The sequence below is a fragment of the Janthinobacterium sp. GW823-FHT06H09 genome (assembly GCF_058794735.1).
Genome location: NZ_JBXAHC010000015.1, coordinates 1 through 13,690 on the forward strand (window position 1 = coordinate 1; position 13,690 = coordinate 13,690).

At 63.5% G+C, this 13,690-nt stretch carries 7 protein-coding genes; 5 read left to right on the forward strand and 2 right to left on the reverse strand.

Annotated features, from left to right (window positions below; translation table 11 throughout):
• The 3 genes from AC1Q6X_RS22630 to AC1Q6X_RS22640 all read left to right on the forward strand — a co-directional run.
• The coding region (locus AC1Q6X_RS22630; RefSeq protein ID WP_492498453.1) for a beta strand repeat-containing protein at positions 1-2,877 on the forward strand (2,877 nt) is incomplete at its 5' end.
• A gap of 23 nt (positions 2,878-2,900) precedes the next feature.
• On the forward strand, positions 2,901-4,556 hold the full coding sequence (locus tag AC1Q6X_RS22635) for a ShlB/FhaC/HecB family hemolysin secretion/activation protein (RefSeq protein ID WP_492498454.1): 1,656 nt from the start codon (positions 2,901-2,903) through the stop codon (positions 4,554-4,556).
• Positions 4,557-4,820: 264 nt separating this feature from the next.
• The gene (locus AC1Q6X_RS22640) at positions 4,821-7,091 is read left to right on the forward strand and encodes a TonB-dependent receptor domain-containing protein (RefSeq protein ID WP_492498455.1); all 2,271 of its coding nucleotides are present in this window, start codon (positions 4,821-4,823) and stop codon (positions 7,089-7,091) included.
• Here the strand turns inward: AC1Q6X_RS22640 and AC1Q6X_RS22645 are convergent.
• Together AC1Q6X_RS22645 and AC1Q6X_RS22650 are read right to left on the reverse strand one after the other, a co-directional pair.
• Positions 7,088-8,128, reverse strand: a complete 1,041-nt coding sequence (locus tag AC1Q6X_RS22645; protein WP_492498456.1) for an SMI1/KNR4 family protein — start codon at positions 8,126-8,128, stop codon at positions 7,088-7,090. The genes AC1Q6X_RS22640 and AC1Q6X_RS22645 overlap by 4 nt on opposite strands.
• Positions 8,128-9,102 carry a thymidylate synthase gene (locus AC1Q6X_RS22650; protein WP_492498457.1) on the reverse strand — a complete coding sequence of 325 codons (975 nt, stop codon included), beginning with the start codon at positions 9,100-9,102 and terminating at the stop codon, positions 8,128-8,130. Before AC1Q6X_RS22650 ends, AC1Q6X_RS22645 begins: the two co-directional genes overlap by 1 nt.
• 205 nt (positions 9,103-9,307) lie before the next feature.
• On the opposite strand from AC1Q6X_RS22650, the gene AC1Q6X_RS22655 reads away from it, so the two are divergent.
• A complete protein-coding gene (locus AC1Q6X_RS22655) occupies positions 9,308-12,007 on the forward strand; it encodes a bifunctional diguanylate cyclase/phosphodiesterase (RefSeq protein ID WP_492498458.1) in 2,700 nt (899 codons plus the stop codon).
• 198 nt (positions 12,008-12,205) lie between these two features.
• A complete protein-coding gene (locus AC1Q6X_RS22660; RefSeq protein WP_070224443.1) occupies positions 12,206-13,648 on the forward strand; it encodes an OmpP1/FadL family transporter in 1,443 nt (480 codons plus the stop codon).
• Positions 13,649-13,690 lie beyond the last annotated feature (42 nt).

A 13,690-nucleotide genomic window follows, 5' to 3' on the forward strand; every position in this document is an offset into this window, starting at 1 on the left:
GCATTTGCCGACAAGAATGCCGGCAACGGCAAAACCGTGACCATCAGCGGCGGCCAGCTGGGCGACGGCACTGGCCTGGCGGCCAACTACAGTGTCACTGCACCGGCCGGCGTGACGGCGGCCATTACGCCGAAAGCGCTCAGTATCACGGGCGTGTCGGCCGCGAATAAAATCTATGATGGCGGCACGGCGGCTACGCTGAGCGGCGGTGCGCTGTCGGGCCTCGTCGGCAACGAAACGCTCGCCTTGGGCGCATTGACAGGGGCGTTTGCCGACAAGAATGCCGGCAACGGCAAAACCGTGACCGTCAGCGGCGGCCAGCTGGGCGACGGCACAGGCCTGGCGGCGAATTACAGCGTGAGCGCGCCGGCCAGCGTGACGGCGGCCATTACGCCGAAAGCGCTCAGTATCACGGGCGTGTCGGCCGCGAATAAAATCTATGACGGCGGCACGGCAGCCACGCTGAGCGGCGGCACGCTGTCGGGCCTCGTCGGCAACGAAACGCTCGCCTTGGGGGCATTGACAGGGACGTTTGCCGACAAGAATGCCGGCAACGGCAAAACCGTGACCGTGAGCGGCGGCCAGCTGGGCGACGGTAGTGGCTTGGCGGCGAATTACAGCGTGAGCGCGCCGGCCAGCGTGACGGCGGCCATTACGCCGAAAGCGCTCAGTATCACGGGCGTGTCGGCTGCGAATAAAATCTATGATGGCGGCACGGCGGCCACGCTGAGCGGCGGCACGCTGTCCGGTCTGGTCGGCAGCGAAACCCTGGCACTGGGTGCATTGACGGGTGCGTTTGCCGACAAGAATGCCGGCAGCGGCAAAACCGTGACCGTGAGCGGCGCCCAGCTGGGCGACGGCACGGGCCTGGCGGCGAACTACAGCGTGAGCGCGCCGGCCAGCGTGACGGCGGCCATTACGCCGAAGGCGCTCAGTATCACGGGCGTATCGGCCGCGAATAAAATCTATGACGGCGGCACGGCGGCCACGCTGAGCGGCGGCACGCTGTCGGGCCTGGTCGGCAACGAGACGCTCGCTTTGGGCGCATTGACGGGTGCGTTTGCCGACAAGAATGCCGGCAGCGGCAAAACCGTGACCGTCAGCGGCGGCCAGCTGGGCGACGGTAGTGGCTTGGCGGCGAACTACAGCGTGACGGCGCCGGCCAGCGTGACGGCGGCCATTACGCCGAAAGCGCTCAGTATCACGGGCGTGTCGGCCGCGAATAAAATCTATGACGGCGGCACGGCGGCTATGCTGAGCGGCGGCACGCTGTCGGGCCTCGTCGGCAACGAAACGCTCGCCTTGGGCGCATTGACGGGTGCATTTGCCGACAAGAATGCCGGCAACGGCAAAACCGTGACCATCAGCGGCGGCCAGCTGGGCGACGGCACTGGCCTGGCGGCCAACTACAGTGTCACTGCACCGGCCGGCGTGACGGCGGCCATTACGCCGAAAGCGCTCAGTATCACGGGCGTGTCGGCCGCGAATAAAATCTATGATGGCGGCACGGCGGCTACGCTGAGCGGCGGTGCGCTGTCGGGCCTCGTCGGCAACGAAACGCTCGCCTTGGGCGCATTGACAGGGGCGTTTGCCGACAAGAATGCCGGCAACGGCAAAACCGTGACCGTCAGCGGCGGCCAGCTGGGCGACGGCACAGGCCTGGCGGCGAATTACAGCGTGAGCGCGCCGGCCAGCGTGACGGCGGCCATTACGACGAAGGCGCTCAGCATCACGGGCGTGTCGGCCGCGAATAAAATCTATGACGGCGGCACGGCAGCCACGCTGACTGGCGGCACGCTGTCGGGCCTGGTCGGCAACGAAACGCTCGCCTTGGGCGCATTAACGGGCACCTTTGCCGACAAGAATGCCGGCAACGGCAAAACCGTGACCGTGAGCGGCGGCCAGCTGGGTGACGGCACGGGCCTGGCGGCCAACTACAGTGTCACTGCACCGGCCAGCGTGACGGCGGCCATTACGCCGAAAGCGCTCAGTATCACGGGCGTGTCGGCCGCGAATAAAATCTATGATGGCGGCACGGCGGCCACGCTGAGCGGCGGCACGCTGTCTGGCCTCGTCGGCAACGAAACGCTCGCCTTGGGCGCATTGACGGGTGCGTTTGCCGACAAGAATGCCGGCAACGGCAAAACCGTGACCGTCAGCGGCGCCCAGCTGGGCGACGGTAGTGGCTTGGCGGCGAATTACAGCGTGACCGCGCCGGCCAGCGTGACGGCGGCCATTACGCCGAAACCTGTTACCGTCAGCGGTCTCGCCGTTGCCGACAAGACGGCTGACGGCACGACGACGGCAATGATTGCAACGCCAGGAACGCTTACAGGGCTCGTCGCCAACGATACCATTAAGCTCGATGCCAATTCGGCCTCAGCGAAATTCGCACAGGCATCCGCCGGTATTGCCATTCCGGTCAGCGTCACCGGCCTCACTTTGAGCGGTGCAGATGCCGGCAATTACCTTATCCCTGCGTCAAGTTCAAGCACAGGCAGGATACTGACGGCACCAGCCCGGGCAAACTCGACGGCAACGGCAACGGCAACGGCAGCCGCGGCGACGATTACGCCGCAGGCGGCGGGTATCACGTCGTCGTTTGCCGCGCCCGCGGTCGGCGGGCTGGCCTATGTCGCCGTGGCTGAAAGCGTGACTGCGCCGCAGTCGGGGACAGCACAGACTGCCATGAGCGAGGGGACGGGCGCTAATGCGGCACCGGCCAGCACCACGCAGCGGCGCCAGTCGTCGACCCAAGGCGCTGGTGCCAACCGCGATGCCAAATATCTCGATGTGATGGTCGTATCTGGCGGCATCCGCATGCCTGCCAGCGCAAGCAGCGATACCTCCAACGCCCCGGCGCCGAATAATCTCTGACACCTTCAGGACATGGGTATTCTATGAAGCATCCATCCACTGTTTTGCCGATGACGCTGTTCGTCACGGCCTGCATGCCCGCGCTTGCCCAGCAATTACCTGATGCGGGTACGCTGCTGCAGGAAAATGCGCGTACGCTGCCGCAACCGACCAGTCGTGCGGCACCCACGCTGCGCGTGCTGCCTGCGCCTCAACCGGCGGCACAGGTTTCCGGTGGCGTGCAAATAACGCTGCAGCGCGTGACGATAAGCGGCAACACGCAGATCCCGAGTACGGAACTGCTGGCCGACCTTGGCCCGGTCACAGGCAAGACATATGACTTCGCGGGACTGTCCGCGCTTGCCGCGCACATTACCTCCCGTTATCAGCAAGCCGGCTATCCTTTCGCGCGTGCTTACCTGCCACAACAGGATCTGTCCGCTGGCGAATTACGCATCGAGATCCTCGAAGGTCGTTATGGCCTGGTGCAGGCGACGGGCGATGGCGCATTGACGTCAGGGGCGCAAGGCTTCCTGTCGGCACTGCCGAAGGGCGCCTTGATCGAGGCGCACCTGTTGGAGCGCACGACCCTTTTATTGAACGATCAGCCCGGCGTGATCACGGCGCCGCTGATGCGCCCTGGAAAGGAGGTCGGCACTGGCGACCTGATCGTCGATGTGCAAAGGGATCATCGTTACAAGGGGGAAGCGGGGATCGACAATTTTGGCACGCGGGCGACCGGCCGCACGCGTCTTCACGCGAGCCTGGATGCCGACAGTCCATTCATGCTCGGTGATCAACTCTCGCTGCAGGCGCTCTATACGGATGCCCAAATGTGGTTTGGATCGGTGGCGTATGCGGCACCCATCGGTTACAGCGGCTTGCGCGGACGCGCCAGTTACACGCATTCATACTACGAACTTGCAGGCAGTTTCGCGTCCCTCGGCGCGCGCGGCACGGCGGACGTGGCGAGCGTCGGGATGAGCTATCCGATCGTCCGCTCGCAGTCGCGCAACCTGATCGTCTCGGCCAGCATCGATCACAAGTCCCTGCAGGACCGCCAGGGGGCGACTTCGTCGTCAAGTGACAAGCGAAGTACAGTCGTGCCGGTCAATTTGTCCTTTGACGTGCGCGATCAGTTCATTTACGCCGGCATCACCTACGGTGTCGTCTCGTGGGTGCATGGGCGCCTCGGACTGGATAAGGCAAGCGAGACCATCGACAGCGCGAGCGCCCGCACGGCCGGTGCGTTCTCCAAGCTGAACATCGACCTGGCGCGCGTTCAGTCTCTCAATAGCAAGATTGACCTCTATGGTCGCCTGTCCGCGCAGCGCGCGGGGAACAACCTCGACCCGTCCGAAAAGCTGGGCCTTGGGGGCGTGAACGGTGTGCGGGCGTATCCGAACGGCGAGGCGTATGGTGACAATGGCTGGCTGGCACAGGCCGAGGTGCGCTACACAATCGGTGCGGCGGTGCCGTTCGTCTTCTACGATATGGGACGAGTTGACATCAACAAGGACGCCTTGGCGAGTACGGGAAACCGGCGCACGCTGGCCGGCAGTGGCGTCGGCGTCCGCTATGCAGGCGCAGCATGGAGCGCAGGCATGACGCTGGCCTGGCGTACCCGCGGGGGAGCTTCGCTGACTGAGTCTTCGTCCCATAATCCGACCTTGCTGGCTAGCCTGGCGTACCGTTTTTGAGGCCGGCGAAAACTACGCGCGCGACGCGGGTGCCGGCCATGGCAACACGGCGCTCGCGACGCTTGCGGGCATCGGAGATATCCCGGGCAGCGCGAGCTGCATGGCATGAGGCTGGAATGCCACAAGCACCGGAGATTTGTAAATTGAAGTAAATAACAATGGTTCGCATTTGCTTTGCTCCTTGCAATCGTGGCATGCTTGGCATGTGCTCTCACGCTGCGGCGTAGTGCCTCATCCGTAGCGTCTCGATTATCTTTTAGCCAAATGCATAAACTTCTTTTCCATTGCCTGGCGGGCGGCAGCCTGCTCGTCTCCGGCGCCGCTGTCCAGGCGCAAACCGTCACCGGTGATACCATCGTCAAGCCGCCTGCCAAGACGCCCGCCGTGGATGCGCCGCCGTCCGTCAGCGTGACGGCCGAACGTCCCACGGGCCGCATCGACCGGCAAGTCTACGACGTCAAGTCCGACGTCGGCAGCACCAATGGCACGGCGGCCGATGCCTTGAACAATGTGCCGTCGGTGGCCGTCGATCCCGATGGGTCCGTCTCCCTGCGCGGCAGCAGCAATGTGCAGATATTGATTGATGGCAAGCCGTCGGCCATGCTGCAGGGCGATTCGCGCGGCGCCACCCTGAACGCCATGGCCGCCGACGATATCGAATCGGTGGAAGTGATCAACAATCCCGGCGCCCAGTTCGGCAATGAGGCCGGTGGCGGCCCGATCCTGAACCTGGTGATGCGGCGCAACCGCAAGCCGGGCGGCTTTGCCACCGTCAACGCGAATGCCGGCATCGCCGGACGCTACAACAGCTCCGTCTCCGGCACCTATAACGAAGGGCCGTGGGGCTACCAGGGCGGCATCAATGTACGCCATGACGGCCGCAATTCCGTGGCCGAGGTCAGCCGCGAGCGCCTGGAGCGTGGGGCTGGCGCGTTCGCCCCCAGCAGCCAGCAGTCCGCCAGCAATGGCTTGAATGACTCGCTGGGCTTGCACGGCACCGTCAATTACAACCTGAACGCCAGCGATACCCTGGCCGCCAGCGTGTCGTATAACGGGCGCAGCAACGACCAGCGCTCGCTTGACCGCTACCTCAATGGCGACAGCACGGGCAGCACCATCGGCGACTATGTGCGCAGCACCGTGCGCAACGGCGACAGCCGCAACTACAGCTGGGGCGCGCGCTACGACCACAAGGGCGAGTTGCCGGGCGAAACCCTCAAGATCGATTTGCGCGTGTCGTCGTCGACCAACGAGAGCGACAGCGATTACGCCAATACCTACGCGGTCGCGCCCGTCAAGACCTTCGACAGCCGCGCGCGCCAGCATAGCGAGACGGGCAACCGCATCGTCGACTTCAGCGGCGACTACGAGCGCCCGCTGGCGGGCGGCACGGCCAAGCTCGGCTACAAGGTGGCCGACAACAAGAGCAGCTTCGACACCCTGTACACGGACATCAACCCGGCCAGCCTGGCCGAGACCGTCAACCCCATGCGCAGCAACCGTTTCGAGCTCGACGAACGCACCATCGCGCTGTACGGCTCCTACCAGATGCGCCTGAGCGAGCGCTGGGGCGCGCTGGCCGGCTTGCGCGCCGAATACACGGACTTGAACGTGCGCCAGATCACCAGCGGCGTCGAGGCCGGCAACAATTACGTCAACTACATTCCCAGCCTGTTTGCCACGTATAAGGTCAGCGACGAGAGCAATTTGCGCTTCAGCTATGCGCACCGCCTGCGCCGCCCGAGCGCGGGCGACCTGAATCCGTACGTGATCTACCGCGACGAGTTCAATGTGTCGGCCGGCAACCCGAAGCTGAAGCCCACGCAGACGGATTCGTTCGAGATCGGCTATGAAACGAAATTGTTTGGCCTGGAAAGCAGCTTGCGCGCCTACCACCGGCGCGACACGGATGCCATCGTCGATTACCGCTATTTCATCAGTGACAATGTGCTGCTGACAACGCGGGAAAACGGCGAGGGCAGCCATTCGAGCGGCCTGGAGTTCAGCGTCAGCGGCAAGCTCACGCCATCGTTGACCCTGAACACGAGCGGCAACCTGGCGCGCAGCCAGCAGACGAGTTCCGACGACCTGGGCAATCGCAGCACGCGCACGGCGAATGCCCTGAGCGGCCGCGCGCGCCTCAATTACCAGATCAACCCGGCCAACCAGCTGCAGCTGGCCCTGCAAATGCAGGGCAAGATGCTGTCGGGACAGGGCTACCGCTCGCCGAACAACACCTTGAACGTGAGCTGGCGCCACACGGTGACGCCGCAATTGAGCCTGGTCATGAATGTGACCGATGTGTTCAGCAGCAACAAGATGGAAACCGTCATCAACAGCGCTTCCTTGCGCGAGACGAGCACGCGGCGCTTCGATGGACGCATGATTTACGTGGGGCTGTCGTACCGCCTGGGCGGCGCCACGTCGGCGGCGAAAGAGGGCGAACGGGAACCGCGCTTCGGTCCGCCGGGCGGACGGGGGCCGGGCGGCCCAGGCGGTCCCGGCCCGGGCGGACCGGGAGGCGAAGCAGGCTAGGCGGCTGCCGCGATCTCGTTCAGGAAGTCGATGAAACTGTCCGCATGGCGCTCGAAGCGCCATGCGCCCATGCCGTGTTCGGCCGTGTACACGGGCGCATCGCCGCCGGCAATGGCGCCCAGGTCCAGGCAATATGGATCGGCGCCCGCGTCGGCGATCACCAGGTATTGTTCCTGCCAGCCGGCGATGGCGGCGCCGCTGACGGCATCCCAGGCGTAACCGTACTGGGCCTTGACCAGCTCGGCCGCGCCGTACAGGCTCAAGCCCTGGAAATACTGTGGGCTGTCGATCAACACCCGCAGCGGTGAATGGCAAGCCAGGAAGCGCCGGTACTGCTCCGGCAAGGCCCAGCGCTGCGCGATGCCGGCCATGTCGGCGGCGTTGGCGATGGTCAGCCAGTTCGATGGCCGCGCCAGGTCCTGCTCCTTCTTGCGCCGGGCCGCCAGTTTTTTCTCCAGCCTGGCGGCAGCCTTTTCCAGCGGCGTGCGCGGCTCATCGAGCGCTGCGTGGGTGGCCGGCGCCGCATGGCCTGCGCCATCCGGGTAAGCATCGCGCTGCCAGGCCTGCACAGCCTCCAGTCGCAGCTGCTCTTCCTTCCAATGGCCGGGATCGTACGGCAAACCGGCATCGAAAGGCTGGCGGCTGAAGACGGCCAGGCTTTTCACGGCCTTGGCGCGCACGCTCAGCTTGGCATTTTCCGCAGTGGCCAAGGCCACGAGCGGAGCATACGCCTCCTTGCCCATGCTTTTGAGCATGCCATCCACGCCCCAGTAGGCGAGGCCGTCCATATCAAGGCTCCAGCTGAAAAAATCGCCGTATTCTCCCGGTTCGGCCAGGGCGACGATATCCGTCATCAGGAAGGCGCGCCAGTGCAGCAGCTGGCCTTCCCTGGCGTAGGCGGTCAGGATAGCGAGCACGGCTTGCCGCTCGTCGGCCGCATGCTTTTTCAGCAACCGGTCTTTCAGATTGGAAAACTTGACGCCGTCCGTTTCGTCAAACAGTTTGCGGTGCAGCGCCGCCAGCGGTGCGACCGCCATCAGACGGCCATCGCCGCCTTGATCGGCGCATGGTGTTCATAACCTTCCAGCGAGAAATCCGACGGTTCGATCTTTTCCAGCCATTCCGGTTCGTATTTGCCCGTCTTCGCGTAATCGGGCACGCGGTCGGAAATGACAAACTTGGGCGCCGGGAACGGCGTGCGCTTCAATTGTTCTTCCACCATGTCGAGGTGGTTTTCATAGATGTGCGCGTCGCCGATGAAGTAGGTGAACCAGCGCGGCGTGTAGCCCGTCAGGCGCGCCACCAAGTGCAGCAGGGCCGCGCCTTCGGCGATGTTGAACGGCGTGCCCAGGCCGATATCGTTGCTGCGCACATATAAACACAGCGAAATTTCGCGCGTGCTGGCGTTCGGGATGAACTGGTACAGCAAGTGGCAGGCGGGCAGGGCGACGGCATCGAGCACGGCCGGGTTCCAGCCGTGGAACAGGATGCGGCGGCTGCCGGGATTGGTCATGATAGTGTCCAGGCATTCGCGCAACTGGTCGACGGCCTTGTACAGCAGCACTTTTTGCACGCCCTCCTCGACGATGGGGGCAACCAGGGTAAAACCGTTCGCTTGCGCGTCGGCGATTTGCGCGGGCTGGTCGGCGTCGAGCAGCTTGTACGCAGGCCATTGACGCCATTGCACGCCATACACGGGACCGAGGTCATCCTCGCCTTCGCGGTAGGGATTGGCCAGCCATTGCGCATTTTCATTGGCGTTCTGGTCCCACACCTTGCAGCCCAGCGCGCGGAACTCGGCCGCGTTGCGCGAGGCCCGCAGGAAGGCGCACAATTCGCCGATCACGGATTTGAAAGCCAGTTTCTTGGTCGTGACGGCAGGGAAGTTGCCGTTGGCCAAGTCGAAACGCATCATGGCGCCCGGCACGCTCAGGGTGCGGATGCCCGTGCGGTTGTCTTGCCAGCTGCCCGTTTCGAGCACGGTCTTGATCAAATCTTGATATTGCTGCATGTATTTCTCCAACGGTAAGGATGGTGATTGTAACGCAGGCGCGACAGGCGGTCTGCGGGCCGCATACATAATTACGCGGCCGGCTTACCTGTAAACATGACTCTGTGGTAATTTGTGTGTCCTTGAAGAAATACACAGAAACGGCAGACGCTGCACCATGTTCTTGCGACAATTTGTAAATAATAATAACGGCGCCGTAGTGGAGATGAGCAGGGCCGATTTTTTCAAGGCCAATCTGCGCCTGATCCTGGCTTGGCCCTTGCTGGGGCTGGTCCTGTGCGCGGTGCTGTGGACGGCCACCTTGCTGCAGCTGGAGGCGGAAAAAAAGGTGGCGCAGCAGCAGGCGCTCGACAGCGTTTCCTCGTTGTCGAAAGCCTACAGCCAGTATCTGCTGCGCACCCTGGAGCAGATGGACCAGCTGACCTTGCAGCTCAAGTATGAATGGGAAAATTCGCGCGGCCAGTTGCGTCTCGACCAATTGAAGACGCAGGGCATGTATGCCTTGCCGCAATTTGCCATCGTCGCCATTCTCGACCGCAAGGGTCATCCCGTGACGGCCACGGCGCCGCTGCAGCGCCTGCGCGTCAACGAGCGCAGCGATTTCCTGCTGCGCCACTGGCGCAGCAATTCCAGCGCCCTGCGCATCGCGCTGGGGAGGGCGAGCGAAGCGGCGGCACCCCCGGGCGCCGACGAAAGCCTCGTGCATTTCACGCGCCGGCTGGAAGACGTGGATGGCAATTTCGACGGCGTGCTGCTGATCTCCATCCACTCCAGCTATTTTTCCGAATTCTACAACAGCGTCAATTTCGGCAAGTTCGGCATGTCCGCCATGGTGGGGGAAGAGGGCGAGCTGTTCAGCACGCGTCTCGGTGCGCGCGTGTTGCCGGCCCGGAGCGCACAGGGTACGCCATTCCTCGACACCAGTTTCCTGGAAACGGAGAGCGGCGCCCTGCATTCGGGTGGCCGGATCGCTTTTTCCGACAAGCAAAGCCGTTATGTGGGCTGGCAGGCGTTGAAAGCCTATCCGTTTACGGCCGTGGTCGGCCTGTCGGACGGCGAAATGCTGCACCCCTACGAGGAAACGCGCACCATCTATATCGGCATCGCGCTGGCCGTCACCGTGCTGCTGCTGGCCTTTGCCGCCGTCGCCACGGTGCTGTCGCTGCGCCTGGCGTGGCGCCACCACCAGTCCGAAGGCGTGCGCAATGCCTACCGCATGGCAACCGAAGGCACGAGCGACGGCTTTTATATCATCGCCGCCCTGCGCGGCGCCGATGGCAGCATCCTCGATTTCGAGATGGTCGACTGCAACGAGCCGGGCGCCGGCTACTTCGGCGTGCGGCGCGAACAATTGCTGGGCATGCGCCTGCAGTCGCGCGCCCATGAGCCGTATTTCCGCGACCTGATCCACAATTACCGGGCCGCCATGGAGTCCGGCTTCTCCGAGGAAGAGATCGAGCTGCCGGAAGGCAATCCATTCAAGCTGCGCTGGATACGCCGGCGCCTGGTGCGCAGCGGCGACCGCCTGGCCGTCACTCTGCAAGACATCAGCACGGCCAAGGAGCACGAGCGCGACTTGCGCCGCTTGGCCAACGAGGACGGCTTGACGGGCTTGCCCAACCGATACTGGCTGCAGCAATTCCTGCCCGGCGCCCTGGGCCGCGCCGCCATCGCGCGGCGCATGCTGGCGCTGCTGTTCATCGACCTGGACGGCTTCAAGGATATCAACGATACGCAGGGCCACGCCGAGGGAGATAAAGTGCTGCGCGCCGCCTCGCTGCGCCTGAAGGCCGTGCTGCGGCCGGGCGACCACGTCGTGCGCCTGGGCGGCGACGAATTCGTTGTCGTGCTCGACCCGGTGGAGGACGACAGCCGCGCCGAGCAGGTGGCGCAGCGCATCGCCATCGCCTTTGACGAACCGTTTTACCTGGGCAGCGAACGCCACAAGATGGGCGCCTCGATCGGCATCAGCCTGTATCCGCGCGATGGCGCCGAGACGGAAGTGCTGCTGAAGAACGCCGACATCGCCATGTACGCCGTGAAAGTGGCGGGCAAGGGCCATCACCGCTTTTTCCAGCCGGAATTGTTCGAAACCATCCGCAGCCGCCGCGAACTGGAGCAAAGCCTGGTGGCGGCGCTGGAGCAGGACCAGTTCCTCGTCGTCTACCAGCCGCGCGTCGACGCCATGAGCGGGCAGCTGTGCAGCATGGAGGCGCTGGTGCGATGGCACCATCCGCAGCATGGCATGGTGCCGCCGCTGGAATTCATCCCCGTGGCCGAGAGCAGCGGCCTGATTTCGCAGCTGGGCGAAGTCGTCATCGAAAAGGTGTGCCTGCAGATGGCGCGCTGGCAAGCCAGCGGACTGGAACTGGTGCCCGTATCGATCAACGTGTCGGCGCGCCAGTTCGGCCGTGGCGACGTGCACCAGGTGCTGGCGTCCGCGCTGACGCGCCACCGCATCGACGCGCGCCTGATCGAGGTGGAGATCACGGAATCGGCCATGATGGATGAGCAGAACCGCGCCGTCGAGCAGCTGTCGGCCATCCGCGCGCTGGGCGTGCGCCTGCTGGTCGACGATTTCGGCACCGGCTATTCCTCGCTGTCGCAGCTGCAGAAGTTCGCCATGGATGGCTTGAAGATCGACCGCGCCTTCACCATGGAGCTGGGCCGCTCGGAGCAGGGCGAGGTCTTCGTGCGCGCCATCCTGTCGATGGCCCATGCGCTGGGCATGAGCGTGGTGGCCGAAGGCGTGGAGACGCGCGAGCAGCTCGACATCCTGCGCGCGCTGCAATGCAATGAAGTGCAGGGCTATTTCATCTCGCGTCCCGTGCCGGCCGAACAGATGTTGGCGCTGATGCATCAGCGCTTCCTGATACCGCTTCCAGCCCCGGCGCCGGCGCTGTAGTGCGTCGTGATTGGCATGGAAAACAACGCTGTTTCATAAAAAGAGCGAACGTTCGCTTTTTTCTAAAAAATATTATATGCTTCGCTCATGCCGTCAGTGAATTGGAGTTCACGGCGGCAAGAACAGTGCAGGACGGGTGAGGTTGAGCTACCCGGGACAATGTGACGAAGACACTTCATATAATAAAGAGAGACTAACTTGAAACATAAATATCTGCCCCTCCTCATCGCCGTCGCATGCGCCGGCTTCGCTTCCACCGCCCAGGCATCGGGCTACCGTTTCGGCTCGCAAAGCGTTTCCGCCCAGGGCACGGCCGATGCCAGCGGCGCCGAAGCGGCCGACGCGTCGACCATTTTCTATAATCCGGCCGGCATGGCGCGCCTGGAAGGCACGCAATTCGTGGGCGGCGGCACCCTGGTGGTACCGCATTCGACGTACACGGATTCGGGCTCCAAGCCTTTCTTCCCGGGCAACCGCACGCCTTACGCGGCAACCAAGGACTATGCGCCGGATGCCGTGTTCGCGCCAGCGCTGTATGCCAGCAAGAAAATCAATGAGCAGTGGACCGTCGGCGCTGGCCTGTTCGTGCCGTATGGTGCCAAGCTCGACTACGGCAACGACTGGTATGGCCGCTACGCGATCACCAATATCAAGCTCGAAGCCATCGCCCTGAATCCTTCCGTGTCGTTCAAGCTGGACCAGCATCACTCGTTCGGTTTCGGCGTGACGGCCGAATACATGAAGGCGGAACTGGGCCAGGGTGTGGACGTGCCGGGTTCGGTTGCCTTCCTGGGCAAGTTTGCCCCTAGCGCATCGCAGGCCTTCCTGGCCAATATCGCCAAGACGCAGGGCCTGGCTGCGGCGCAAGCTGCGGGCGCCGCGCTGCAGGGCCCGATCAAGGATGGCCACGCCTCGATGGACGGCCATGACTGGGGCTTCGGCTTCAACCTGGGCTACCTGTACCAGCTGAACGAAGGCACGCGTTTCGGTATCGCCTACCGCTCGTCGATTTCGCACAAGCTCAAGGGCAGCACCATCTGGGACTTCTCGCAAGTGACGAGCAATCCGGCCGTGAACGCTTTCATCGCCAAGGCGTCGAACAAGGTCAATTCGGAAGCGCTGGTGGAATTGCGTACGCCGGAAACCCTGTCGGTCAACGCCTTCCATCAGATGGATGATAAATGGGCCTTGATGGGCGACGTCACCTGGACCCGCACTTCGCGCCTGCAGAACCTGGACATCCAGTTCCCGCCGACGGCCGAAGGCGCCGAGCGCATTCGCCAGAACTGGAAAGACACCTACCGCGTGTCGCTGGGCACCAACTACAAGTACAGCGAAAGCCTGATGTTGCGCGCCGGTATCGCCCACGACCAGGCGCCGGTCCGCAGCGCCGAATTGCGCCACCCGGCCTTGCCGGACAGCGACCGCATGCAGTATTCGATCGGCGCGAACTGGAAGCTGAACGCCAATTCCTCGATCGACCTGGCTTACAGCTATATCGACTTCAAGGATGCTGACGTCAACTACACAAACGACTGCTCGCCGGTCAAGACGGGCTGCACCGGCAACGGTGAAACCACCAAGGGCCTGTTCAAGACCCGCATGCAGTTGATCGGTCTCGCTTATAACTACAAGTTCTAAGCAGGTAGTGGCGGCCGACCCGGCCGCCATGAATGAAAAAAG

Excerpts from the sequence above, each read along its gene's own strand:
- AC1Q6X_RS22635 (WP_492498454.1), top strand. The coding sequence starts at position 2,901 with ATGAAGCATCCATCCACTGTTTTGCCGATGACGCTGTTCGTCACGGCC.
- AC1Q6X_RS22640 (WP_492498455.1), top strand. The coding sequence starts at position 4,821 with ATGCATAAACTTCTTTTCCATTGCCTGGCGGGCGGCAGCCTGCTCGTC.
- AC1Q6X_RS22645 (WP_492498456.1), bottom strand. The coding sequence starts at position 8,128 with ATGGCGGTCGCACCGCTGGCGGCGCTGCACCGCAAACTGTTTGACGAA.
- AC1Q6X_RS22650 (WP_492498457.1), bottom strand. The coding sequence starts at position 9,102 with ATGCAGCAATATCAAGATTTGATCAAGACCGTGCTCGAAACGGGCAGC.
- AC1Q6X_RS22655 (WP_492498458.1), top strand. The coding sequence starts at position 9,308 with ATGAGCAGGGCCGATTTTTTCAAGGCCAATCTGCGCCTGATCCTGGCT.